Below are 23261 nucleotides of genomic sequence, written 5' to 3'. Positions count from 1 at the left end.
CGGCAACGCGGCCGATACCGCAAGCGACTCACGCACGACGGTGCTCCCGGCCGCAGTCAGCCACCTGTGCCGGCCGGTCGTGCCCGCCCCCCATCCTGGAGCAGCTGACATGCCACCAGCACCGGAACCCGTCGTGCCGGGCGGCCGCACCGTCTTACGGCTGGCGCTGACCGAGCCGACCGCGATCGACCCCTACCGCTCCCAGGAGGTGGAGGGCATTCTCGTCACCAAGGCGCTGTTCGTCGGCCTGCTGGCGATCGACGAGGACGGGCGGCCCGCCCCCGCGGTCGCCCACCGCTGGTGGTGCGACGACGCCGGGCTGACCTGGACCTTCGAGCTCCGGCAGGACGTACGGTTCAGCGACGGCGAGCCGGTGGACGCCGAGAGCTTCGTCCGGGCCTGGACCCGCGCCTGCGATCCGGCGGCGGGCTCGGAGACCACCTACCACCTGGCGGGCGTCGAGGGGTACCGGGAGCGGCTGGCCGGCTCGCCGGGCCCGCTGTCCGGTCTGGCCGCCCCGGACCCGGCCACGCTGGTGGTACGGCTGACCGCGCCGGACTTCGAGTTCGACAAGAAGACCCTGCAACCGGTCTGCAGCCCGGTGCCCCGCAGCGCGGGCGCCGCGCTCGACCCGGTCTACAACGACGAGCCGGTCGGCAACGGGCCGTTCCGGCTGGACGGGCCCTGGCGGCACCACGAGGGCATCCGGCTGGTCAGGAACGAGCACTACTTCGGGCCGCCGCCCGCGCTCGACGCGGTCGACATCACGCTGCTGGACCCGGCCGACGCCGTGGAACAGGAGTACCAGGGCTTCCTCGACGGACGGTTCGACTTCGCCCGGATCCCTCCGCACCTGCTGGCCTCGGCCGCCGCGTCCCACCCGGACGGGTTCATCGAGGAGGAGCTGGCCGGCGTCAACTACCTGATCCCCTTCGACATGGGCCCGCCGATGAACAGCCCGGCCGCCCGGGAGGCGGTCTCCTGGGCGATCGACCGCGACGCGGTCATCGCCGAGGTCTTCGGCGGCTACCGGACCCGGGCCGCCTCGCTGGTGCCGCCGAGCTTCCCCGGCGCCTTCCAGCCCGACCTGGCCCCCAGCTGCCTGCGGCACGACCCGGACCGGGCGCGCAAGCTGGCCGCCGAGGCGGGCCTGGCCGCCGGGACGGTACTGGAGTTCGCCTACAACACCGGCGCGGGACACGAGCGGTGGGTCGCGGCGGTCGCCGCCCAGCTCCGCTCGGTGCTCGGCCTGGACGTACGCCTGCGGGCGATGACCCCGCGTCAGCTGGTGGAGTACCGCACCGGACCGGACGCCCGCGGCCTGTGCCGCGCCGCGTGGGCGTGCGACTACCCCACGCCGGACAACATCCTCTACCCGCTGCTGCACTCCTCGTGCACCCGCCCGGACGCCGACGGCGTCGCCCACGGCGACAACGAGGGCCGGTACGTCAACCCGGCCTTCGACCGGGCGCTGGACCGGGCTCGGGCCAGCCGGGAGGAGGCCGAGCGGGACCGGCACTTCCGCGAGGCCGAGCGGATCGCGGTCGGCGAGGACCTGGCCCTGATACCGCTGTGGTTCCGCACCCACCACCGCGTCTACCGCGCCGACGCCTTCACCGGCGTCCGGCTCGACTTCTACGGGAACCCCACCCTGCCGCAGATCAGCCCCGTGAATCCGCCACCCGATCGGGCGGCGCGGTCCGGCACGCAGAAGGGAAAGTGACGACCAGTCATGTCCGTACCCCTGACCGAGACCACTGACGGCCTGAACGGCGACGTACCCTCCGATGTGCTCGGCGTCGGCTTCGGCCCCGCCAACCTGGCCCTGGCCATCGCCGTCGAGGAGGACGACCCGGAGCTGAGTGTCCACTTCCTGGAAGGCCGGCAGGACCCGCTGTGGCAGGGCGGGATGATGCTGGACGGCTCCAACATCCAGAACCACCCCTCCCGCGACCTGGTGACCCTGCGCAACCCGCGCAGCCGCTACAGCTTCCTGAACTACCTGTTCGAGGAAAAGCGGCTGCTGGAGCACCTGAACGTGGCCGCCGAGTTCCCGCTGCGCAAGGAGTACGCGCAGTACATCAACTGGGCCACCCAGCAGTTCGGCGACCGGGTGGAGCTCGGCGAGCGGGCTGTGGCCGTCGAGGTCGAGGAGTACCGCGGCGAGCCGGTCTACGCGGTGACCACCGACCGCGGTGTGCGCCGCACCGGGCGCTCGCTGGTGCTCGGGCCCGGCCGCACCCCGTACGTCCCCGAGCCCTTCGACGCGCTCACCTCGCCGCGCGTCATCCACCTGACCCGGTACCTGTACCAGCTGCGGAGCCTGACCGCCGCGCCGGCCCGGATCGCGGTGATCGGCGGCAGCCAGAGCGCGGTGGAACTGACCCTGGACCTGTCCCGGCGGTTCCCCGACGCCCGCGTGGTGGACCTGGTGCGGTCGTTCTCGCTGCGGCTTAAGGACACCAGCCCGTTCAGCGAGGAGGGCTACTTCCCGGCCTTCACCCAGTACTACTACGGCACCGACCGGGCCGGAAAGCGCGAGCTGGACGCGTACATGCGCGCCACCAACTACTCCTCGGCCGACGACGACGTGCTCAAGGAGCTCTACCTGCGGATCTACGAGCAGCGGCTGGACGGCGACCAGAAGGTGTTCGTCCAGGGCAACCGCCAGGTGGTCGCCGCCCACGACGACGGCACGGAAGTGGCGCTGCGGATCCGCGAGACGCACACCGGCGAGATCACCGAGGAAAGCTTCGACCTGGTGGTGCTCGCCACCGGCTTCCGCGACATCGGCCCGCAGCCGCACCAGGAGCCCTACCCGCCGCTGCTGGCCGGCGTGATCGACCGCTTCCGGTTCGACGAGGACGGCTACCTGCTGGTCAACCCCGACTACAGCCTCGTCTCCGACCACCCGGGCACCCCGCCGCTGTTCCTCAACGGGCTGTGCGAGTCCAGCCACGGCATCGGCGACGCGGGCTCCTTCAGCCTGCTGTCGCTGCGCGCCGAAGTCATCAGCAACGGCGCGCGCAGCCGGATCGGCGCCGCGCTGACGGCACCCGCCGTCCCGGTCCCGTGACGACCGCCCCGCACCCCGGGCCGCCCGCGGGCCGGACCTCACCCTCCACAGGATCGGACACGATGACCAGCTATGGCGCGCCCGCCGTACGCACCGCCGTACCGGGCCCCCGCAGCCAGGAGTACCTGGCCCGCCAGGAGGACGCGGAGTCCAACGCGCGCAGCTATCCGCGGCGGCTGCCGCTGGCGGTCGCCCGCGCCCAGGGCTCGTACATCGAGGACGTGGACGGCAACGTCTTCCTGGACTTCCTGACCGGCGCCGGAGTGCTCTCGCTCGGCCACAACCACCCGGTGGTGGCCGACGCGGTCCGCCGCCAGCTCGGCGACCTCGTGCACGGCCTGGACCTGCCGACCCCCGCCAAGGAGGACTTCACCGCCCGCCAGCTCGCCATGCTGCCCGGCGGCATGCGGGAGCGGATGAAGATGCACTTCTGCGGGCCGACCGGTGCCAACGGCGTCGAGGCCGCGATCAAGCTGTGCAAGATCGCCACCGGCCGCTCGGAGATCATCTCCTTCCAGGGCGGCTTCCACGGCAGCACCGCCGGCGCCATGGCGGTGACCGGCAACACCGAGACCAAGAGCCAGGTCGGCGGCGCGATGCCGGGGGTGCACTTCTTCCCCTACTCCTTCTGCGCGCACTGCCCGCTGGGCCTGACCCCGGACTCCTGCACCACCAACTGCGCCACCTACCTGGAGCGGGTGCTGACCGACGCCAACGGCGGCATCACCCTGCCGGCCGCGGTGATCATGGAAATGGTGCAGGGCGAGGGCGGCGTGGTCCCGGCCACCATGGAGTTCGCCCGGCAGGTCCGCGAGGTCACCCGGCGGCTCGGCATCCCGCTGATCGTGGACGAGGTGCAGACCGGCTGCGGGCGCACCGGCACCTGGTACGCCTTCGAGCAGTACGGCATCGAACCCGACGTGGTGGTCGCCTCCAAGGCGCTCAGCGGCATCGGCCTGCCGGTCGCGGTCATCCTCTACGACCGGGCGCTGGACGTGTGGGAGCCCGGCGCCCACATCGGCACCTTCCGCGGCAACCAGCTCGCCTTCGCGGCCGGCGTCGCCGCGCTGGACGTGGTCCGCGACGAGGGCCTGCTGGAGAACGTCCGGATCCGCGGCGAGCAGCTGGGCAAGCACTTCACCGCGCTGCGCGAACGCAACCGGTGGATCAGCGACATCCGCGGCATGGGCCTGATGTGGGGCGCCGAGCTGGCCGACCCGGACCGGCCGGCCGGCCCCGAGGCGCGGGCGGCGGCCACCGCCGCGGCCCGCGCGGTGCAGTCCGCGGCCCTGCGGCTCGGGCTGATCTGCGAGGTCGGCGGCCGGGACGACATTGTCGTCCGACTGCTGCCGCCGCTGAACGTCACCGCCGAGCAGATCGACTTCGCCGCCGACATCCTGGAGCGGGCCTTCGCCGAGGCGACCCGGTGAGCCCCGAACCACCCTCCGCGCAGCCCCAGTTCCCCGCCCCACAGGAGACCGCCGTGACCACCACCGATGGCAGCCGGCCGGACGTCCTCGACCTGGTCGGCATCGGTTACGGCCCGGCCGCGCTCGCGGTCGCCGCCGCGCTCGACGACGAGGCGGAACAGGCCGCCTGGGCCGCCCGCGGCGGCCCGGCCGCACCGCAGCCGACCGCGCTGTTCCTGGAGCGGGCCGCGTCGGCGGCGTGGCAGCCCAACATGCTGCTGCCGGGGACCGACATCCAGCACCACTTCCTGCGCGACCTGGCCGGCCCGCGCAACCCGCGCAGCCGCTTCACCTTCCCCAACTACCTCAAGGAAGTGGGCCGGCTCTACCCGTTCACCCTGCTCGGCGGCTACGTGAGCCGCCACGAGTGGTCCGCCTACATCGAGTGGGTCGCCGAGCGGATCAGCCAGCCGGTGCGGTACCGGCAGGAAGCGGTCGAGGTCGTGCCGGTGACCGAGGACGACGGCGCGGTGCGGACGCTGCGGGTGCTGGCGCGGGACACCGCCACCGGTGCCACCAGCGCCTACACCGGCCGCTCGGTGCTGGTCTCGACCGGCCACCAGGCGTATGTGCCCGAGCTGTTCGCGGACGTGCTCGGCGAACGGGTCTTCCACTCCTCCGACTACCTGCCGCGGGTCGGCGCGCTGCCCCGCGACCGGCCGCTGCGCATCGCCGTGGTCGGCGCCGGGCAGAACGCCGGCGAGGCGCTGCTGCACCTGGCCGGAGCCTTCCCCGACGCCGCGATCACCTCGCTGTCCCGCAACTCCGGCTTCCGGCTGTACAACCTCGGGCACTTCGCCAACGAGGCGTACTTCCCCGGCGAGGTCGACTACTTCTACGCCCTGGACCGGCGGCAGCGCGAGTCGGCCTTCGCCGAGGCGTACTCCACCAACTACGCCGCCGTCGACCCCGACGTGAGCACCGGGCTGTACCAACTGGCCTACCACGACCGCCACTTCGGGCCGGGCCGACTGGACTTCCGCAAGCGCACCTCGGTGGACGGCATCGAGCCGACCGGCACCGGCTCCTACCGGCTGACGCTGCGCCAACTGCACAGCGGGCAGCGCGAGGAGCTGGCGGCCGACGTCGTGGTGCTGTGCACCGGCTTCCGCGAGCCGCGCTTCCCCGCGGCGCTCGAACCGCTGCGCCCCTACGTACGGTTCGACGAGACGGGCGACCCGGTGGTCAGCCGCGACTTCCGGCTGGAGACGACGCCGGAGTGCACCGCGGGTGTCTACCTCAACGGCATCACCGAATGGCGGCACGGCATCAACAGCGCCACCTCGTTCAGCACCATCGCCGTCCGCGCCGAGCAGATCCTGAACGACCTCACCGCCCACCGCCGGCCGAGCGCACCGCAGTCCGCGGACCCGGCGGACCCCGTGCCGTCGCTGCCGCGCTGACCCCTCCTGCGCGCCGACCCCCCTTACGCCCGACGCCCGCCCGACCGCGACAAGGACTCAGACGATGCACTCGTTCTCCTGGAACCACGACGACCTGGTCCACGAGCCCGCCTACAACACCCACGCCCGCCGGATCTTCCCCTGGCCCGGCGTACCCGAGCCGAGCTGGGGCGGCGCGTGGGTCGCCGTGGACCCGGGCGAGACCGTCACACCGCACTCCCACGACGAGAAGGAGGCGTTCTTCGTCGTCGGGGGCGAGGGACTGTGGCGGATGGGCGAGGAGGAGCGCAAGGTCGGCTTCGGCGACACCCTGTACATGACGCCGTTCGTCGAGCACGCGCTCACCAACACGGGCACCGAGCGCCTGGTCTTCCTCAGCATCTGGTGGGACGGCGCCGAGGCCGTCGCCAAGGAGCGCGCGCTGTGGGCCGAGCGCCTGGGCGTGTCCGACCCGCAGGCCGCGCCGGCCGATCCGCCGGCCGGCGCCGCGGCGGCCGGCGGCGACCGGTGACCGAGGCGGGCCCGTACGACGCCGTCGTCGTGGGCGGCGGGGTGGTGGGCGCCTCCCTGGCCCACCACCTCACCCTGCGCGGCCTGCGCCGCGTCCTGGTCTGCGACCGGGGGCGGTTCTCCGCCGAGGGTGCCACCTCGCGCTCCGGCGGCGTGCTGCGCCAGCACCACACCGCGGCGGCCGACACCCGGCTCACCGTGCGCAGCATGGACACCTTCACCGGCTGGGCCGACGAGGTGGGCGGCGACTGCGGCTACCGGCGCACCGGCTTCGTCATGATCGTGGCCGAGGAGTACGCCGCGAACCTGGCCAAGAACACCGCCGCCGTCCAGGAGGCCGGCGGCCGGGCCCACCTGATCACCGCCGACGAACTGACCGCCGAGTACCCGGGGCTGCGGCTGGACCGCCCGGCCGCGGTCTCCTACGAGCCGGACGGCGGCTACGGTGACCCGGCGGCGGCCACCCGCGCGCTGCTGCGCTCGGCCGAGCGGCGCGGCGCGGTCCTGGCGGAGGGCCTTGAGGTGACCGGGCTGACCTCGGCCGGGGAGCGGATCACCGGGGTGACCACCAACCTCGGCCCGGTCCACGCACCGCTGGTGCTGCTCGCCGCCGGCGCGTGGAGCCGGCCGCTGGCCGCGACGGCAGGCGTCGACCTGCCCGTCGAACCCCGCCGGATCGGCATCGCCCGGCACCGCGCCACGGCCCCCGCGGGCCCGGTACCGGCCTGCATCGACGACACCCTGGGCCGCTACTTCCGCCCCGCGGACGGCGACGCCCTGTGGTTCGGCGCCGCGGCCGACCCCGCCGTCGCGCTGGACGCCCGGCCCGCCGCCCTGCGGGCGGACGAGGTGGCGACCGCCCGGCGGACGCTCGCCGAACGGGTGCCCGCGCTGGCCACCGGCACCGTGGACGGCCTGCGGGCCGGACTGGACGGTTACACCCCCGACCACCGCCCGCTGATCGGCCCAGTGGGCCCGGCGGGCCTGTACGCCTGCACCGGTTTCAGCGGTGGCGGCTTCAAGACCGCGCCGGCGGTCGGTGAGCTGGTCGCGGCCGAGGTCACCTCGGGCGCCGCCGAGGAGTGGCTCGCTCCCTACCGTCCCGGCAGGTTCGCGGCCGGCGCCCCCACAGAGAGTGACTTCCCCTATGAGCACATGTGACGGCGGTGCGCCCGCGGCGCCCGGGACCGGCCGCGGGACCGGCCGCCGTCGCGGCCGGCTGCGGCGCTGCGCCGCCCGGATCCGGGAGGACCTGGACGTCGTCCTGGAGAAGGACCCCGCCGCCCGCAGCCGGTGGGAGGTGCTGCTGTACCCGCACATCCACGCCCTGTGGCTGCACCGGGTGGCCAACTGGCTGCACCGCCGCGACCGCGTGTTCCTGGCACGGGCGGTCTCGCTCTACGCCCGCCGCCGCACCGGAGTGGACATCCACCCCGGCGCCACCATCGGACGGCGCTTCTTCGTCGACCACGGGGCCGGCGTGGTGATCGGGGAGACCGCCGTCATCGGCGACGACGTCATGCTCTACCACCAGGTCACGCTCGGCTCCGCCGGCTGGTGGAAGGACCGCGACCGCGCCCCGGGCGCGCGCCGCCACCCGGTGATCGGCGACCGGGTGGTGATCGGCACCAGCGCCAGCGTGCTCGGCCCGGTCACCGTCGGGCGCGACTGCCTGATCGGGGCCCATGTGCTGCTCACCGAGTCGGTGCCCGCGCACTCCCGGGTCCTCCAGCCGCCGGCCGCGGCGCTGCCCCGCACCTCCCCGGCCGGCGGCGCCGGCTCGCCGGCCGGTCCGCCCGCCGCCAACCCGCCGGCCGCGGCTCCCGCGCCGGCTCCCCAGCCGTCCGGAACCGCGCCGGCCGCCCTCGGCGACCTCGCGCCCGCGCCGGCCGCCCGCCTTGTCCGTACGACGCAAGGATCGATGCCGCGATGACCGCGACCGGCCCCGCCATCATCACCAGCGCCCCGCCCAACCCCAACGGCGACCTGCACCTCGGACACCTTGCCGGTCCGTTCCTCGGCGCGGACGTCCTCGCCAGGCGACTGCGCCAGGCCGGACGCGACGTCCGCTACGTCGGCTACTCCGACGAGCACTCCTGCTACGTCCCACGGCGCGCCGAGGAGCTGGGCCTGGGCACGTACGAGGCGGCGCTGCTGTTCGGCAACCGCATGGAGGAGACCCTGTCGCTGGGCGCGATGCACCACGACTGGTTCACCCGGCCGCTGACCAACACCACGCACACCGAGATCGTGCAGCGCTTCTTCCTCGGCCTGTGGAACAGCGGCGCCCTGCGCGTCGAGGAACTGCCGGTCTTCCACTGCGCCGACTGCGACCGCTACCTGTACGAGGCCGAGGTCCGCGGCAACTGCCAGTTCTGCGACGAGCCGTCGGACGGCGTCTACTGCGAGGCGTGCGGCCTGGCCCAGGACCCCGCGGGACTGTCCTCGCCCCGGTGCACCCGCTGCTGGCGGCCCGCCGGGACCCGCACCCTGAAGCGGATCGCCTTCCCCCTGGACGACTACCGCGACCGCCTCACCGCCTACCTCGGCGAAGCGCGCGCCACCGCCGCCTGGCGCCCGCGGCTCGCCTCCTACCTGGACGCGCTGCTGTCCCGCCCGCTGCCGCTCACCCCGGTCAGCCGCCAGGCCGACTACGGCATCCCGGTCCCGCTGCCGCAGTGGGAGGGGCACATCCTCGACACCTGGTTCAGCGGCGTCTGGGGATACGTCGCCGCCACCGCCAACCTGACCGCCGCCGAGGGCCGGCCCGGCGCCTGGGAGGAGTTGTGGAGCGGCGAGGACACCGAGGTCTACAACTTCATCGGCTTCGACTGCGGCTTCTCGCACGCGGTGCTGTGGCCCGCGCTGCTGATGGCGCACGGCGGCCTGACGCTGCCCACCCAGGTGGTCACCAACGAGTTCTACCGGCTGGAGGGCGACAAGTTCTCCACCAGCCGCGACCACGCCATCTGGGGCGGGGAGTTCCTGCGGACCGTGCCGGCCGACGTGCTGCGCTTCCACCTGTGTTTGACCGGGCCGGAGCGTGAGCAGACCAACTTCGCCATGAAGGATTTCACCGCGGTCGCCGACGAGGTACTGGCCGGCGACCTCCAGAGCTGGCTGGACCGCGTCCAGCGGGAGGCCGCCGCCTTCGGCGGCCAGGTCCCGGCCGCCGAGGCGGCGCTGACCGGCGACGACGCGCCCGGCCGGGCGGCCCGGCTGCTGGCCGCGGCGGGCCTCGCGCTGGACCCGGCGGACTTCAGCCCGCAGCGGGCGGCCGGCGCCCTGCGCGACGCCGTCCGGCTGCTGGCAGCCGACGCGGCGGGCTGGGACGACGGCTCCGCCGGGCCGACGCCCGCGGCGCTGCTCACCCACCTGGAGCTGCTGGCCCGAACGGCCGCCACGGCCGCGCCGCTGATGCCGTTCTTCGCCGAACGGGTGTGGAAGGGCCTCGGCCTCGCCTACGCCGACACCGTCCGCCGGATACCGACGCCCGCGCCGGCCGGCGCGGACCGGGCGCTCACCGCGGGCGCCCCGCTGCGGCTCGACCTGGCGGACCTCTTCCGCCCCCGAGGAGCGGTATCCGCGTGAGCACGCCGCTGAGGGCGGGGCTGTCCGTCGCCGAGAGCGTACTCGGCGCCGGACTGCTCCTCATGCCGCCGGTGGCCGCGGGGCTGGCGGGCCGGGGCGCCCCCGCCGCGTGGGCGCTGCAACTCGGCATCGGCGCGGCCTTCTGCCTCGCGCTCGGCCTGCTCGCCCAGGCCCGCACCGGCGCCGGCTCGCTGCCCGACGTGGTCGGCCGGGTGCTGGGCGGCCGGGCCGGGGACGCGGTCACCGCCCTCTACCTGGCGGGATTCACCGTCGGCCAGGCCGCCGTCGCGCAGACCGCGGCCCGGCTGGCGGCGGCCGGTCTCGGCGCCGAGCCGGACCACGCGCTGTGGTACGCGCTGCTGCTGCCCGCGCTCGCCGCGGGCGCCGCCGCGCGCGGGCTGCCGCCGTCCCAGGGCTGGCGCCGTGTCCGGCTCGCCGCCACCTGGGCGGTGGCGCTCTGCCTATGCGCCCGCCCGGCGGCCCTGGCCGCGGCCGGAATGCTGCCCTCCGGGGGCGCCCGCCACTGGTGGGCGGCCGCCTTCCTGCTGCTGTTCGCCGGGGTCGGCTGGGAGCGGGTCGCCCGGGTCGCCCCGGAACTGACGGGCCGCCGGCGGACGGCGGCGGCCGTGCTGGTCGCCGCCGCCGCGGTGACGGCGGCCTACCTGCTGCCGGTGCTGTGGCTGCGCGGCGCCGCCGCCCCCGGAACCGCGGACGCGCCCACCGCCGCGGGGCGGGCCGCCGCGCTGGCCGCCGCGGCCCTGCTGGCCGTGTACTGCGCGACGAACGTGGCCGCCGCCGGCACGTTCCTGACCCAGCTCGCCCGGCGCGTGCGGCCGGCGCCGGAGAAACGGGACCCCGGCCCGGACCGCCCCGGGACCCGGCCCGCCCGGCCGCCCCACCGTGCCACCGGGGCCGCCGCCTCCTGGGCGGCGCCGGCGGTCGTCGCCGCGGCGACGACCGCCGTGCTCGCGGCGTCCGTACCGCTGGGCTGGGGCGTTCCCGGGCTGCTCGCCGGCCCGGCCGTCGCCACCTGCGCCGCCTACCTCCTCGGCGCCGCCGCCGCCGTCCGGGCCGGACCGGCGCTGGGACGGCTGCTGGCGGTTCCGGCGCTGGCCGCCCTGGCCACCTGCGGGGTGGCCGTCACCGTCGCCCGCTGACCCCCGCACCGACCGGCGGCACGCCGGGACCCGCACGTACGACACCCCTCAAGCGAAGGAACGCGAACCCCATGATCGAGCCCATCGAGATCCCGGACGCCACCGCCGAGCCCGCCAAGTACAAGCAGGCCCTGCTCGACCTGATCGGCGACAAGGACCCGCTGGAGGCGATCAGCAACACCGCCCCCGAGGCCCGCCGGCTGCTCGGCGAGCTGCCGCTGGACGTGGTGACCGCCGCGCCCGAGCCGGGGGAGTGGTCGGCCGCCGAGATCATCGCCCACATCTTCGACGTGGACATCGTCTACGGCTTCCGCTGGCGGCTGGTGCTCACCGAGGAGAACCCGGTCTACCCCGGCTACGACGAGAAGCGGTGGACCCCGCTGCCCCGGCTGCCGTTCCCGCAGCTGCTCACCGCCTGGGAGGGGCTGCGCGCCTCCAACGTGGTGCTCATCTCTTCCTTCCCGCGCGACCAGTGGCACCGCACCGGTGTCCACGGCGAGCAGGGCCCCGAGACCTTCGACGAAATGGTGCGTAAAGTCGCCGCGCACGACATCGCGCACCTCAACCAGATCGAGCGCGCCGTCGAGACACTCACCACACGCTGACCGCCCTCCCCTCCGGAAGGAACCCGACCATGTCCACCGACCTCGAAGCCCTGTTCTCGCCCAAGAGCAAACTCTTCGACGTGCCCGCCGCCGACCCGTCGGCCGCGGCCGCCTTCTTCCTGGGCAAGCTGCACTTCGAGTGCGACCCCTCCGACGTCTGGCACGACATCAAAGAGGGCGTCACCGGCTTCACCGTGCTGGACGTGCGCAGCCGCGAGGCGTACGAGAGCCGGCACGTGGTCGGCGCGGTGAGCCTGCCGCACTGGGAGATCACCCCGGAGAGCGTGGACGGTCTGGGCCTGGACAAGGCCACGCTGTACATCACCTACTGCTGGGGCACCCACTGCAACGGGGCCACCAAGGGCGCCGCCAAGCTGGCCGCGCTCGGCTACCGCGTCAAGGAGATGATCGGCGGCGTCCCCGGCTGGCAGGCCGAGGGCCAGCCCTTCGAGGGCACCGACGTCTGAACCGCGCGGGCGGGTGCCGCCGCGGCCACGGCCCGGCCGGCACCCGCCCGTGGCGGCAGCCCCCGCCGCACCGCCCGTATCGTCCGCACCGCCGACCCACCCGTACCGGCCGCGCCGCCGCGGTAACCCCGATGGAGCCCCGTGAACCCCGACCGCACGCTGCTGATCGTCGGCGGCAAACTCAAGATCGTCCAGAAGGCCAGGCGACTCGGCCTGGACGTCGTCCACATCCAGCTCAAGGAGCAGTACGGCCCGGCGCACGGGGAACTGGTGGCCGGTGCGCTGCTCGGCGACTACACCGACTGGCGCGTGCTGCGCCCGCTGGCCGCCGCCGCGCACGAGGCATGGGGCTTCGGCGCGGCCGTCTCGCTCACCGAACCCGGCCTGGACCCGGTGGGCCGCGTCAACGACCTGCTCGAACTGGGCGGCACCTCCTACGAGGTGAGCCACCGCTTCACCGACAAGTGGCTGATGCGCCGGCACCTGGCCGAGCAGGGGCTGCCCGGCCCGGCCGCCGCCCGGATCACCGGCCGCGCGGACCTGGCCGCCTTCGGCGCCGCCCACGGCTACCCGTTCATCGTCAAGCCCGTCGCGGTGACCGCGAGCTTCGGCGTGGTGAAGGTCACCGGCGAGGAGCAGCTGGACCCGGTGTGGGCGCACATCGAGGACCTGCGCCGGACCGGCGCCAACCAGTGGGCCCGCTTCTTCCCGGTCGGCGACTTCATCGCCGAGGAGTTCCTGGACGGCCCCGAGTACAGCGTGGAGGGGTTCAGCTTCGCCGGGCGGCACGTGGTCGTGGCGGTGACCGAGAAGGCGGTGCTGGACACCGGCTTCGTGGAGCTGGGCCACGCCCTGCCGGCCCGGCTCGAACCGGCGGTGGAACAGGCCGTGGTGACCGCGACGACGGACTTCCTGACCGCCATGGGCCTGACCGACGGCCCCACCCACACCGAGATCAAGCTCACCGGCCGCGGCCCGGTGGTCATCGAGTCCCACAACCGGGTCGGTGGCGACCGCATCAACGAGATGGTGCACGCCGCCTACGGCATCGACCTGGACACCTACGCCGTCGGCTGGCCGTTCCGCCTGGTGGACGAGCTGCCCGACCGCCCGGAACCGCTGCGCTCGGCGGCCACCCGCTTCCTGATCGGCCGGCCCGGCACCGTCACCGCGGTGCACGGGGTGGAGGACGTGCGCGCCGACCCGGCCGTCGTCGCCCTGGACTTCGACCTGGTCCCCGGGGACGTGGTCAACCCGCTGCGCGGCAACTGGGACCGGATAGGCCAGCTGGTGGCCACCGGCGGCGATACCTCGGCCGCCATCGCCGCCTGCGAGCGGCTGCTCGGCGCGATCGACGTCGCCACCGGGCCGGAGGCGTAGATGCGGCTGCTGCTCATCATGCGCAAGAGCGTGCTCTGGCACGCCGACCACATCGCCACGCTCCGGATGATGGGCCGCGAACTGCACCTGCTCACCGAGGTGCCCGGCCTGGAGACCGACGGCCGGTTCGCGGCGGTGACGCTGGTCCCCGCCGGGCGGCCGGTGGAGGAGGTGGCCGCGGACGCCGTCGCCCTGGCCGAGGCGGCGGGCATCGGCACCGCCCTCACCTTCGCCGAGACCGACATCCACCTCACCTCCGTGGTCAACGAGCGGCTCGGCAACGCCTGGGCCGCCCCGGAGGCCGACGCGATCGCCCGGGACAAGCGGCGGCAGCGGGAGTTCCTGGCCGACCAGGGCATCCCCACCGTCGGCTACGCGGCCGTCGCGGACACCGCCGAGGCGCTGGCCGCCGCCGAGCGGCTCGGCTACCCGCTCATCGTCAAGCCGACGCACGCCGCCTTCAGCCGCGGGGTGGCACTCGTCGCCGGGCCGGCCGAACTGGCCGACCGACTGGGCGCCATCGAGCGGATGGCGCGCTCCGGCGAGGGCAACTACTTCACCGGCCGCGAGCGCACCTTCGCGCTGCTGGAGGAGTTCCTGCCCGGCGAGGAGGTCACGCTCGACGGGGTCGTGCTCTTCGGGCGCTTCCACCTGGCCGGGATCATCAACAAGATGCACATGCCCGGCCCGTACTTCGAGGAGGACTTCTACACCCTCCCGTTCCGCACGCCGGAGCTGGAGCCCGGCCTTACCGCCATCGCCGAGAGCATCACCAAAGGACTCCAGGTCGAGCACTGCCTGTTCAACGTCGAACTGCGGCAGGACCGCGAAGGCCGGTTCCGGGTGGTGGAGTTCAGCACCCGGATGAGCGGCGGCCAGAACTACCACAACCTGCGCGAGGTGCACGGCATCGACGTGGTGCGGCTGTTCGCCAAGGCGCTGACCGCCGGCGACCCCGCGCAGGTGTGGGAGGGCGAGGTCCGCCGGCTGCCGCCGCGCCGCGCCACCTGCATCACGTACGCCTACCGGACCGGCCTGCTGCTGCGCAACACCCCCGGCCAGGCGGCCCTGTCGCCGTACTTCCAGTCCTACGTGCCGGTGGCCCGTCCGGGCGACCGGCTGCGGCGCGCCCCGGCCGGCTATGACATCGCCGGCTCGCTCAGCGTCAACGGGCCCTACCGGGAGCCGGCCGACCTGGACCGGATCGAGGCCGTCGCCGCCGAACTGGACGGACGCCTGGACGTCCTGGTGGTGCCGGCCGCCGGTGACACCCCGTGACGGACGACCGGCGGCACTCGATGACGGACGGCCCGGCGGCGGGCCTCCCGGCGGGCTACGCCGTCCGCCCGGCCGCGCCCGGCGACCAGGCCGAACTGACCCGGCTGTACACCGACCACGCCGACTACGAGCGGCTCGGCGCGCCGGAGCCCGGCGCCGCGGCGGCGCTGATCGAGGCGGTGTCCGCCGCCTCCCCCCGGGTCTGGGCCCTGGTCGTCGTACCGCCCGCGGCGCCCGTCGGGCGGCTGGCCGGATACGCCGCCTACAGCCTGGAGTTCGCCGCCTGGAGCGTGCGCGACTACCTGCACCTGGACTGCCTGTACCTCGACCCGGAACACCGCGGCCGCGGCGTGGGCGCCGCGGTGCTGCGCGAAGTCGCCGCCCACGGCACCCGGCTGGGGGCGCCCCGGGCCGAGTGGCAGACCCCCGACTGGAACGCGGACGCCATCCGCTTCTACGGTCGGCACGGCGCGCTGGGACGGGCCAAGACACGCTTCACCCTCGCGCTGCCCGGGCCGCCCGGGCCGGCACCCCGCACACCCCGTGGAGAACAGCAGTGATCGACGACATCGGCCGGGAACAGATCCTCTTCTTCGGCTTCAGCGCCAACATCCTCAGCAACCTCGCCGGCGACCTGCCGCCCGGCAGCGTGCTGGTGGTGGAGGAGCCCGACGTGGTGCGCAAGCGGGACCTGCACCAGCTGGCGAAGAAGTTCCCCGCGGTCTCCCGGGTGGTGCCCAGGGAGTACCAGCGCGCGAGCGAGCTGAAGCTGCTGCTCGGGGAGGACCTGGTCCGCGGCGCGGTGGCGGTCGTGCCCGGCGTCGAGTACGGCGTCACGGCCGCCGCCGTCGCCGCGGACGCGCTGGGCCTGCCCGGCGCCGGGACGCTCGGCGGGCAGGTGTTCCGCAACAAGGCGAGGCTGCGCGACCTGGCCGCCGGCGCCGGCATACGCAACCCCCGCTACACCCGGGTGGACGGCGTCGAGGCGGCCCAGGCGTTCATGGACGAGGTGGGCGGCGCCTGCGTACTGAAGCCGTCCAGCCGGCAGGCCAGCCTCGGCGTGCAGATCCTGACCGACCGCGAGCAGCTCAGGACCGGCTGGTCGCTGTCCACCGAGGTGGAGGAGGGGCGGGTGGTGCCCGACCGGGGCATCCCCTCCGAGGTGCTCATCGAGGAAGCCGTGCACGGCGCCGAGTTCAGCGTGGAGATGCTGGTCGCCAAGGGCCGGCCCTGCTTCGCCAACGTCACCGCCAAGGACGTCTTGCCCGGCCGCTTCCCGGTGGAGACCGGACACGTCCTGCCCGCCCCCGTACCGGACGGGCAGCGGGACCTGCTGATCCGGCGGACCGCGCAGCTGGCCGAGGCCGCCGGCTTCGGGGCGGGGGTGCTGCACTGCGAGTGGATCGTGGCCGCGGCCGACCCGGAGCCGTACCTGGTGGAGTGCGCGGCCCGGATGCCGGGCGACGAGATCCCGCTGCTGATCCGGCTGGCCTACGCCTTCCCTTTCGTCCGCGCCTATCTGGAGACCCTGCTCGGCCGGCTGCCGGACACCCCGCGGGAGCCGGCCGGGGGTGCGGCGATCCGCTTCCTGTCCGCGCCGCCCGGAACGGTGACCGCGATCGACGGCGTCGCCGACGCCTCCGCCCGGCCGGGCGTGCACACCGTCCTGGTGACGCCCGCGCAGGGCGGTGCCGTACGCCCGGCCCACTCCTCCTGGGACCGGGTCGGCGAGGTCATCGCCGAGGGGGCGGACGCCGCCGAGGCGGCGGAGCGGGCCGCCGAGGCGGCGGAGCTGGTCCAGGTCACCACCGAGCCCGTCGCTTCCTGACCGCCCGCGCGGCCCGCGCCATGCCGGCTGTCCCGGCCGCCCGCCGCCGCGTCCCGGCCGGACCCGCCGCCCCGCCCCGCCGGCCGGACGTCAGCCCACGGCCAGCCGGCGCAGCACCTCGTCGCGGCCCAGCACCCGGACCACCTCGAACAGGTCGGGGCTGCGCGCGGAGCCGGTCAGGCAGACCCGCACGACGTTGACGACCTCGCCGGTCGGGCCGGCGTACCGGGACGGGGCGAGCCGGTGGGCCCTGGTGTCGGGTGCGAAGCCGTGCCGTTCGGCGAGGTCCCGCAGCCCGCCGAGCCAGGAGGCCGGGGTGTCGGGGTGGGTGTACCGGGCGGCGAAGTCCGCGGCGACGCGGCGGACCAGGTCGGGGGAGAGCGCGCCGAACCGGGCGTCGTCGGGCGCGGGCACCGGTCCGAAGAGCTCGGGGAAGAAGAAGCCGTAGCGGTCGCGGAAGTCCGACCAGCGGACCAGGTCCTTGCGGGGGTGGCCGGCGGCGTTGCGGCTGACGGCGATGGCGCTGTGGGCGAGTTCGGCGCGGCGCACCAGGACCTGGTGCAGCTCCGCGTCGAACTCGGCGGCCCAGTTGCACAGCTGCCGGTACACCTCGGCGGCGGCCAGCCCGGCGATCGACTCGCGGCTGATCGAGCGGAGTTTGGGCAGGTCCAGCAGCGGGCCGGCCGGGCTCATGTCCGCCGTCCGGAGGCGGGCGGCCAGCGCCTCGTGTGTCGGGGCGTCCATCAGCCGGGCGTTGGCGAGCCCGCGCAGGTAGTGCTGGACCGCGGCGGGCGGGTACCCCGCGGTGAGGTAGAAGTCGACCGACGCCTCGGGGTCCTTGCGTTTGCTGAGCTTGCGGCGGTTGCCGCCCTCGGCCTTCATCAGCGGCGCGAGATGCGCGTAGGCCGGCCGTCCGAAGCCGAGCGCGGTGTGCAGTTGCAGATGGAGCGGGGTGGAGGAGAGCCACTCCTCGCCCCTGACGACCAGGGTCACCCGCATCAGGTGGTCGTCGACGACATGTGCCAGATGGTAGGTGGGCAGCGGCAGTTGGTCCTGCGACGACTTGAGCAGCACGACATCGTTGCCGTTGTCCTGGGTGGTGACCGAACCCCGGATGCGGTCCTCGAACCGCACCCGGCCGGGCAGCCCCGGCGGGCAGCGGAAGCGGACCACGTACGGCTCGCCGGACCGCACCCGGTCGGCGGCCTGTTCCGGGGTGAGCGTGCGGCACAGCGCCCACCTGCCGTAGTAGCCGAGCGGCGAGCGGGAGGCGCGCTGCTCCTCGGTGATTCGGGCGAGCCGTCCCCGGTCGCAGAAGCACGGGTACGCCCGGCCCTGCCGCATCAGCGCGCGGATGTGGCTCAGATAGACGTCCCCGCGGTCGGACTGGAGGTACGGTCCCCAGTCGCCGCCGTCGGTCCCGCCCTCGTCGGGCGGCAGCCCGAAGGCGGTCAGCTGCCGTACGAACGCGGCGGCGGCGCCGGCGACCCGGCGGGCCTGGTCGGTGTCCTCGACGCGGAGCAGATGGACGCCGCCGGACTGCCGGGCCAGCGCCCGGGAGACCGCGGCGGTGTACAGGCCGCCGATGTGCAGATGCCCGGTCGGGCTCGGGGCGAAGCGCGTCACCTCGGCGCCCTCCGGGAGCCGTCGGGGCGGGTAACGCCGTTCCCAGTGGTCGGTTTCGGGCAGATCCGGCCGGAACAGCGCGTCGACGGCAGCAGGTTCGAGCACGGTGCACTCCCTCCAGGTGGGGTTACACCGTAGGTCGGTCACCCTCCCGGGTGAAATACGCAACCTGGAGAAGCTGCGGGACTCCGCACCCGTTCAGCGCGGGCCGTGCGCCACAGTCGAGTACGCAAGCAACATCTCCAGCATGCCGGGGAAGCGCTGCTCCATGTCCCGCTCGCGCAGCGAAACGTAACAGCGGGTGCCGTCCGGCCGGGTGCTGGTCAGACCGGACTCGCGGAGGATCCTGTTGTGGTGGCTGAGCGTGGACTTCGGTACGGCGCCTGACAGCTGCTCACCGACGACGAGCTCCCCGGCTTGGCGCAGTTCCAGCACGATCGCCAGCCGCGTCGGGTCGCTCAGCGCGAACAGGACCCTGGACAGGTCGATGTCGTCCACCTTCGGCTGCGGATAAGTGCGCACACCCTCATCCTACTGCTAACGTCCATTGGGCTAGTTTTATGGAACATTGTGGTCCAGGGGCGTGATGGAGACGATGCGTGGTGTCCGGCTGCTCGGAATCGGTGCCTTCGCCATGGGCATGGACGCCTACGTGATGGCCGGGCTGCTGCCGGGAATCGGCGGCGACCTCGGCGTCTCCGCCGCGCGGGCCGGCCAGGCCGTGACCGTCTTCACCCTCTGCTACGCGCTGGCCGCGCCGCTGCTGTCCGTCGCGCTGGGCCGGCTCGGGACCCGCCGCGTACTGCTGGCCGCGCTGGTCGTGTTCACCGCGGCCAACGCGGCCAGCGCGCTCGCCGGCTCCTACGGGACGCTGCTGTCGGCCCGCGCGGCGGCCGGCACCGGTGCGGGGCTGTTCGCGCCGACCGCGGCGACCGCCGCGGCGGCGCTCGCCCCGCCGGAGCGGCGCGGCCGGGCGCTCGCGCTGGTGCTGGGCGGGATGAGCGGGGGCACGGTGCTGGGAGTGCCGCTCGGGCTGCTGCTGGCCGCCCACTCCGGCTGGCGGGCCGCCCTGTGGGCGGTGTCGGGACTCGGCGCGCTCGCCCTGCTCGGGGTGGCGCTGCGGCTGCCGCCGGTACGGGCCGCCGCCCTGCCGTCCCTGCGCGGGCGGCTGCGGCTGCTCTCCCAGCCCCGGGTCACGCTCGTCGTCGCGGTGACCTTGACCCAGACGGTGGCCAGCCTCGGCCTGTACACCTACCTCGGGCCGGTGCTCCGGCGGACCGCCCAGGTGCACAGCCCCACCGCCTACCTGTGGGCCTGGGGCATCGGCGGGGTGTGCGGCAGTCTGCTGGCCGGCGCGGTGCTCGACCGCGCCGGCCGCCCCGCCCGGATCTCGGTCGCGCTGCTCGGAGCGCTGGCCGCCGCGCTGGCCGTGCTGCCCTGGGCCGGGGCGGTCCCCGGGCTGGTCCTGCTGCCGCTGCTGGTGTGGGGGGCCGCGGGCTGGGCGTTCGTCGTCCCCCAGCAGCACCGGCTGCTCTCCCTGGAGGCTCTCGGAGCCTCGGGCGGCGCGGCCCTCGCCCTCAACAGCTCCGCCACCTATCTCGGCGGCGCGACGGGCTCGGCCCTCGGCGGCGCGGCGCTGGCCGCCGGGCTGGACGCCCGGTGGCTGCCTTTGCCGGCCGCCGCGGTCGCCGCGACCGGGGTGCTGCTCCACCTCGGATCGGCATGCCTGCCGTCCCACCGCGGGCGCCTGTCCCCCGCAACGGCTTTCGAAAGGAGCCCGCTGTGAAATTCGGTGTCAACCTGCCGAACTACGGTCCCGACGCGACCCCGGACAATCTGGTCACGTGGACCGGCCGGATCGAGAAGGCCGGTTACCACTACGCGATGGTCTCCGACCACGTGGCCCTCACCCCCGAGGTGAACCAGCTGTTTCCCGCCCCGTTCTATGACCCTTTCATGACGCTCGCGTTACTGGCGGGTGTCACGGACCGGATCGGCCTCGGCACGACGGTGGCGATCCTGCCGTACCGCCACCCGGTGCACACCGCGCGGATGGCCGCCAACATCGACCGGTTCAGCAACGGCCGGCTGGTGTTCGGCGCGGCGGCCGGCTGGGCCGCCAGGGAGTTCGCGGTGCTCAACGTGCCCTACCGCAAGCGCGGCGCCATCAGCGACGAGTACCTGGCGGCGATCAAGACGTGCTGGGCCAGCGAAGTGGCCTCCTTCGACGGCGCCCACGTCTCCTTCCGCGAGGTGCACACCGGGCCGCTGCCCGTGCAGCGGCCCGGTCCGCCGGTCTGGGTGGGCGGCCACAGCCTGGGCGCGCTGCGCCGGGCGGTCCGCTACAGCGACGCCTGGCACCCCACCTCCGTGTCGGGGGACTGGCTGCTCGGCATCGGGATGCCCGCGTTGCGCCAGGTCGCGGAGGCCGAGGGCCGGCCGGTTCCGGCGCTGTGTCCGCGGATCAAACTCCGCATCACCGAGCGCGCCCTCGGGCCCCGCCGGCTGCTGGGCGAGGGCACCCTCCAGCAGATCCGCGACGACCTCGGGCTGCTGCAGGAACTGGGCGCCGGCGCCGTCGTACTCGACCCCCTCTCGCTGGGCGAGCGGCGGGAGAAGGGGCGTACGGACCGGGACGTAGCGGACCTGGAGATGTTGGCGGAGAACATTATCGATCTGGACGCGGGTTGCGTACGATGATGTACGCAGCGTCAGGGGTCATGTGCGCTCAGTAGGACGCGGACGTCAGGGAAACCGGCCACGGGGAGGCTGCTTCATGGAGGATCTGGACCTGCGGAAACTGCGGGTGCTACGGGAACTCAGCGAGCGGGGCACGGTCAGCGCCGCCGCCGAGGCACTGCACCTGACGCCGCAGGCGGTTTCGCAGCAGATCAGCGCCCTGTCCCGGGAGTTGGGGGTGCAGCTGACCGAGCCGTCGGGGCGGCGCATCCTGCTGACCGGCGCGGCCCGCACCGTACTGCGCCACGCCGACGCCGTCTTCTCCCAGGTGGAGCAGATGCACGCCGCGCTGGCCGCGCACAAGAACGGCCTGAGCGGCGAGGTGACGGTCGCCGGGTTCTCCACCACCCTCTCGGCCCTGATCCTGCCGGCCGTGGCACGGCTGAAGGAGACCAGACCGATGCTGCGCACATCGCTGGCGGAGGTGGATCCGCCGGAGAGCTTCTCGATGCTGCACCGCGGCCAGACCGACGTCGTCATCTCCGCCGACACCGAGCAGAACCCGGCGGGGCACGACAAGCGTTTCCACCGGGTGGCCCTGTGCGTGGACCCGTTCGACGTGGCCCTGCCGGAAGGGCACAGCCTGATCTCCAGCGAACGCCTGGAACTCGCCGACCTCGCCGACGAGAACTGGATTTTCGCCACCACCGGCATGTGTCACGACATCGGGGTGGCCGCCTGCGCGGCGGCCGGCTTCACCCCGCAGGCGTCCCACGCGATCGGCGACTGGGACGCGACCCTGGCCGCCGTGCGGCTCGGCCTCGGCGTCGCCCTCGTGCCGCGGCTGGCCAAGCCGGCGCCGCGGCCGAAGGTGACCGTGCGGGGCTTTTCCGGGAACGCGCCCCGGCGCAACGTCTTCGCGGCGGTGCGCAAGGGCAGCGAGCTCTCCCCGGAGATCGCCGCGATGCTGGACGCGCTGCGATCGGTGGCGGCCGAACTCGTCGTCTGATCCTCCACGAAACGTGGAAGGTACCGTCCACGAAACATTGTTGGACGCGGCTTCCCCCTCGATGTGAGGCTTTCGGCAGCTGAATTCTTTGCCGACGGCTGAATCCATTTCGGAGGTCAGGACACCCATGTCCCGAGCAACATATGTGCGGCTTGCCGCGCTAAGCCTCATCTGGGGCTCCGTGTTCCTGTGGATCAAGATTTCCGGACACGGTTTCTCACCCGTGCAGATGGTGCTCATCCGGCTGGCGCTGGGCGCGGTGGTCGTCCTTTCCATCGGCTACGCCCGGGGCCTGCGGCTGCCCGGCCGGGGCGTTATCTGGGGGCACATCGCGGTGGCCGCGCTGCTCGGCAACGCCGTTCCGTGGACGATGTACGCCGAGGGCGAGCGGGGCGGCGCCAGCGGCGTCGCCGCCGTGGTCAACGGCACCGCGCCCATCTGGACGCTGGCCGCCACCATGCTGATCGAGCGGAAGGCGCGCGTCACCGGCGCCAAGGCCGGCGGGGTGCTGCTCGGGCTGGCCGGCACCGCGCTGATCGCCTCCCCGTGGAACGGCTCCGGTACCGGCAGCGGCTCCAGCCTGCTCTGCTTCGTCATCGGTTCGATCAGCTTCGGTGCGAGTTTCGCCTATATGGGCAAGTTCCTGATCAACCGCGGTGTGCCGCCGCTCATGCTGGCCGGCGGGCAGCTGAGTGTGGCGACGCTGCTGATGCTGGTCGTCCTCCCCTTCCTCGGCCTCCAGCACGTCGACCTGCGGGCCGACTCGCTGATCTCGGTGGTCATCCTCGGCGTGGTGTGTACCGGTGCGGCGGCGCTGCTCAACTTCGAGTTGATCATCAAGGACGGTGCCACGGTGGCCTCCACCGTCACCTATCTGATGACGGCCGTCGCCGTACTGCTCGGCGCCGTGGCGCTGAACGAGTCGCTCGGCTGGACCGTGTGGGTGGGAGCCGCGGCCGTGCTGGCCGCGACCGGACTGCTGCGGAGGAAGCCGCGGCCCGCGGCGGAGCCAGGACAGGAGCCGGCGTCCCGGACACCGGGCGTCGTGCCGGCGAAGTAGCGCCGCCGCATTCCGTGTACCCGGACGCCCTCGTCCGGGTACACGGGGCTGTCCGCGTCCGCACCGGGACGCGGCGGCCTCGACCCGTGCCACCCGCCGCCACCCGCAGACCGGTGTGGCGTT

21 protein-coding genes are annotated in these 23261 nt (G+C 74.0%); 19 read left to right on the top strand and 2 right to left on the bottom strand.

Annotated features, from left to right (window positions below; all coding sequences use genetic code 11):
* The first annotated feature begins 109 nt into the window (after positions 1–109).
* The 15 genes from RLT57_RS01410 to RLT57_RS01340 all read left to right on the top strand — a co-directional run bounded on the left by RLT57_RS01410 (position 110) and on the right by RLT57_RS01340 (position 16764).
* Complete coding sequence (locus RLT57_RS01410) at positions 110–1723, top strand: peptide ABC transporter substrate-binding protein (protein ID WP_311295518.1); 1614 nt, start codon at positions 110–112, stop codon at positions 1721–1723.
* 9 nt (positions 1724–1732) lie between these two features.
* A complete protein-coding gene (locus tag RLT57_RS01405; RefSeq protein WP_311295517.1) occupies positions 1733–3076 on the top strand; it encodes a SidA/IucD/PvdA family monooxygenase in 1344 nt (447 codons plus the stop codon).
* 62 nt (positions 3077–3138) lie between these two features.
* Positions 3139–4506 carry a diaminobutyrate--2-oxoglutarate transaminase family protein gene (locus RLT57_RS01400; RefSeq protein ID WP_311295516.1) on the top strand — a complete coding sequence of 456 codons (1368 nt, stop codon included), beginning with the start codon at positions 3139–3141 and terminating at the stop codon, positions 4504–4506.
* A 53-nt stretch (positions 4507–4559) separates the two neighbouring features.
* Entirely contained in the window at positions 4560–5948 is a 1389-nt protein-coding gene (locus RLT57_RS01395; protein WP_311295515.1) for a SidA/IucD/PvdA family monooxygenase, read from the top strand.
* Between the two features lie 64 nt (positions 5949–6012).
* Entirely contained in the window at positions 6013–6459 is a 447-nt protein-coding gene (locus tag RLT57_RS01390; RefSeq protein ID WP_311295514.1) for a cupin domain-containing protein, read from the top strand.
* A complete protein-coding gene (locus RLT57_RS01385; protein ID WP_311295513.1) occupies positions 6456–7619 on the top strand; it encodes an NAD(P)/FAD-dependent oxidoreductase in 1164 nt (387 codons plus the stop codon). The genes RLT57_RS01390 and RLT57_RS01385 overlap by 4 nt, the downstream gene beginning before the upstream one ends.
* The gene (gene epsC, locus RLT57_RS01380) at positions 7606–8391 is read left to right on the top strand and encodes a serine O-acetyltransferase EpsC (RefSeq protein WP_311295512.1); all 786 of its coding nucleotides are present in this window, start codon (positions 7606–7608) and stop codon (positions 8389–8391) included. The genes RLT57_RS01385 and epsC overlap by 14 nt, the downstream gene beginning before the upstream one ends.
* Positions 8388–10049 carry a class I tRNA ligase family protein gene (locus RLT57_RS01375; protein ID WP_311295511.1) on the top strand — a complete coding sequence of 554 codons (1662 nt, stop codon included), beginning with the start codon at positions 8388–8390 and terminating at the stop codon, positions 10047–10049. Before epsC ends, RLT57_RS01375 begins: the two co-directional genes overlap by 4 nt.
* Complete coding sequence (locus RLT57_RS01370; protein ID WP_311295510.1) at positions 10046–11206, top strand: hypothetical protein; 1161 nt, start codon at positions 10046–10048, stop codon at positions 11204–11206. The genes RLT57_RS01375 and RLT57_RS01370 overlap by 4 nt, the downstream gene beginning before the upstream one ends.
* Positions 11207–11277: 71 nt before the next feature.
* Positions 11278–11811 carry a DinB family protein gene (locus tag RLT57_RS01365; RefSeq protein WP_311295509.1) on the top strand — a complete coding sequence of 178 codons (534 nt, stop codon included), beginning with the start codon at positions 11278–11280 and terminating at the stop codon, positions 11809–11811.
* Positions 11812–11840: 29 nt separating this feature from the next.
* On the top strand, positions 11841–12278 hold the full coding sequence (locus tag RLT57_RS01360) for a rhodanese-like domain-containing protein (protein ID WP_311295508.1): 438 nt from the start codon (positions 11841–11843) through the stop codon (positions 12276–12278).
* Between the two features lie 141 nt (positions 12279–12419).
* Positions 12420–13658: an ATP-grasp domain-containing protein gene (locus RLT57_RS01355; protein ID WP_311295507.1), complete on the top strand. Its 1239-nt coding sequence runs from the start codon at positions 12420–12422 to the stop codon at positions 13656–13658.
* A complete protein-coding gene (locus RLT57_RS01350; RefSeq protein WP_311295506.1) occupies positions 13659–14936 on the top strand; it encodes an ATP-grasp domain-containing protein in 1278 nt (425 codons plus the stop codon).
* Positions 14933–15496 carry a GNAT family N-acetyltransferase gene (locus RLT57_RS01345; protein ID WP_311295505.1) on the top strand — a complete coding sequence of 188 codons (564 nt, stop codon included), beginning with the start codon at positions 14933–14935 and terminating at the stop codon, positions 15494–15496. The genes RLT57_RS01350 and RLT57_RS01345 overlap by 4 nt, the downstream gene beginning before the upstream one ends.
* A complete protein-coding gene (locus RLT57_RS01340; protein ID WP_311295504.1) occupies positions 15493–16764 on the top strand; it encodes an ATP-grasp domain-containing protein in 1272 nt (423 codons plus the stop codon). The genes RLT57_RS01345 and RLT57_RS01340 overlap by 4 nt, the downstream gene beginning before the upstream one ends.
* Positions 16765–16854: 90 nt before the next feature.
* On the opposite strand, the gene RLT57_RS01335 is transcribed toward RLT57_RS01340, so the two are convergent.
* Both RLT57_RS01335 and RLT57_RS01330 read right to left on the bottom strand, forming a co-directional pair.
* Complete coding sequence (locus RLT57_RS01335) at positions 16855–18495, bottom strand: glutamate--tRNA ligase (protein ID WP_311295503.1); 1641 nt, start codon at positions 18493–18495, stop codon at positions 16855–16857.
* A gap of 93 nt (positions 18496–18588) precedes the next feature.
* On the bottom strand, positions 18589–18912 hold the full coding sequence (locus tag RLT57_RS01330) for an ArsR/SmtB family transcription factor (protein WP_311295502.1): 324 nt from the start codon (positions 18910–18912) through the stop codon (positions 18589–18591).
* Between the two features lie 64 nt (positions 18913–18976).
* Between RLT57_RS01330 and RLT57_RS01325 the strand changes: the two genes are divergently transcribed.
* From RLT57_RS01325 to RLT57_RS01310, 4 genes are all read left to right on the top strand, one after another.
* Complete coding sequence (locus RLT57_RS01325; RefSeq protein WP_311295501.1) at positions 18977–20176, top strand: MFS transporter; 1200 nt, start codon at positions 18977–18979, stop codon at positions 20174–20176.
* The gene (locus RLT57_RS01320; protein ID WP_311295500.1) at positions 20173–21090 is read left to right on the top strand and encodes a TIGR03619 family F420-dependent LLM class oxidoreductase; all 918 of its coding nucleotides are present in this window, start codon (positions 20173–20175) and stop codon (positions 21088–21090) included. Before RLT57_RS01325 ends, RLT57_RS01320 begins: the two co-directional genes overlap by 4 nt.
* 76 nt (positions 21091–21166) lie before the next feature.
* Positions 21167–22078 carry a LysR family transcriptional regulator gene (locus RLT57_RS01315; RefSeq protein WP_311295499.1) on the top strand — a complete coding sequence of 304 codons (912 nt, stop codon included), beginning with the start codon at positions 21167–21169 and terminating at the stop codon, positions 22076–22078.
* Positions 22079–22205: 127 nt separating this feature from the next.
* A complete protein-coding gene (locus RLT57_RS01310; protein WP_311295498.1) occupies positions 22206–23138 on the top strand; it encodes a DMT family transporter in 933 nt (310 codons plus the stop codon).
* Positions 23139–23261 lie beyond the last annotated feature (123 nt).

The sequence above is a fragment of the Streptomyces sp. ITFR-21 genome (assembly GCF_031844685.1).
Classification (GTDB): Bacteria; Actinomycetota; Actinomycetes; order Streptomycetales; family Streptomycetaceae; genus Actinacidiphila.
The sequence above is the reverse complement of the archived record's forward strand: the minus strand, read 5'-3'. Positions and strand labels throughout refer to the sequence as shown.

Excerpts from the sequence above, each read along its gene's own strand:
- RLT57_RS01410 (WP_311295518.1), top strand. The coding sequence starts at position 110 with ATGCCACCAGCACCGGAACCCGTCGTGCCGGGCGGCCGCACCGTCTTA.
- RLT57_RS01405 (WP_311295517.1), top strand. The coding sequence starts at position 1,733 with ATGTCCGTACCCCTGACCGAGACCACTGACGGCCTGAACGGCGACGTA.
- RLT57_RS01400 (WP_311295516.1), top strand. The coding sequence starts at position 3,139 with ATGACCAGCTATGGCGCGCCCGCCGTACGCACCGCCGTACCGGGCCCC.
- RLT57_RS01390 (WP_311295514.1), top strand. The coding sequence starts at position 6,013 with ATGCACTCGTTCTCCTGGAACCACGACGACCTGGTCCACGAGCCCGCC.
- epsC (WP_311295512.1), top strand. The coding sequence starts at position 7,606 with ATGAGCACATGTGACGGCGGTGCGCCCGCGGCGCCCGGGACCGGCCGC.
- RLT57_RS01375 (WP_311295511.1), top strand. The coding sequence starts at position 8,388 with ATGACCGCGACCGGCCCCGCCATCATCACCAGCGCCCCGCCCAACCCC.
- RLT57_RS01365 (WP_311295509.1), top strand. The coding sequence starts at position 11,278 with ATGATCGAGCCCATCGAGATCCCGGACGCCACCGCCGAGCCCGCCAAG.
- RLT57_RS01360 (WP_311295508.1), top strand. The coding sequence starts at position 11,841 with ATGTCCACCGACCTCGAAGCCCTGTTCTCGCCCAAGAGCAAACTCTTC.
- RLT57_RS01350 (WP_311295506.1), top strand. The coding sequence starts at position 13,659 with ATGCGGCTGCTGCTCATCATGCGCAAGAGCGTGCTCTGGCACGCCGAC.
- RLT57_RS01325 (WP_311295501.1), top strand. The coding sequence starts at position 18,977 with ATGGAGACGATGCGTGGTGTCCGGCTGCTCGGAATCGGTGCCTTCGCC.
- RLT57_RS01315 (WP_311295499.1), top strand. The coding sequence starts at position 21,167 with ATGGAGGATCTGGACCTGCGGAAACTGCGGGTGCTACGGGAACTCAGC.
- RLT57_RS01310 (WP_311295498.1), top strand. The coding sequence starts at position 22,206 with ATGTCCCGAGCAACATATGTGCGGCTTGCCGCGCTAAGCCTCATCTGG.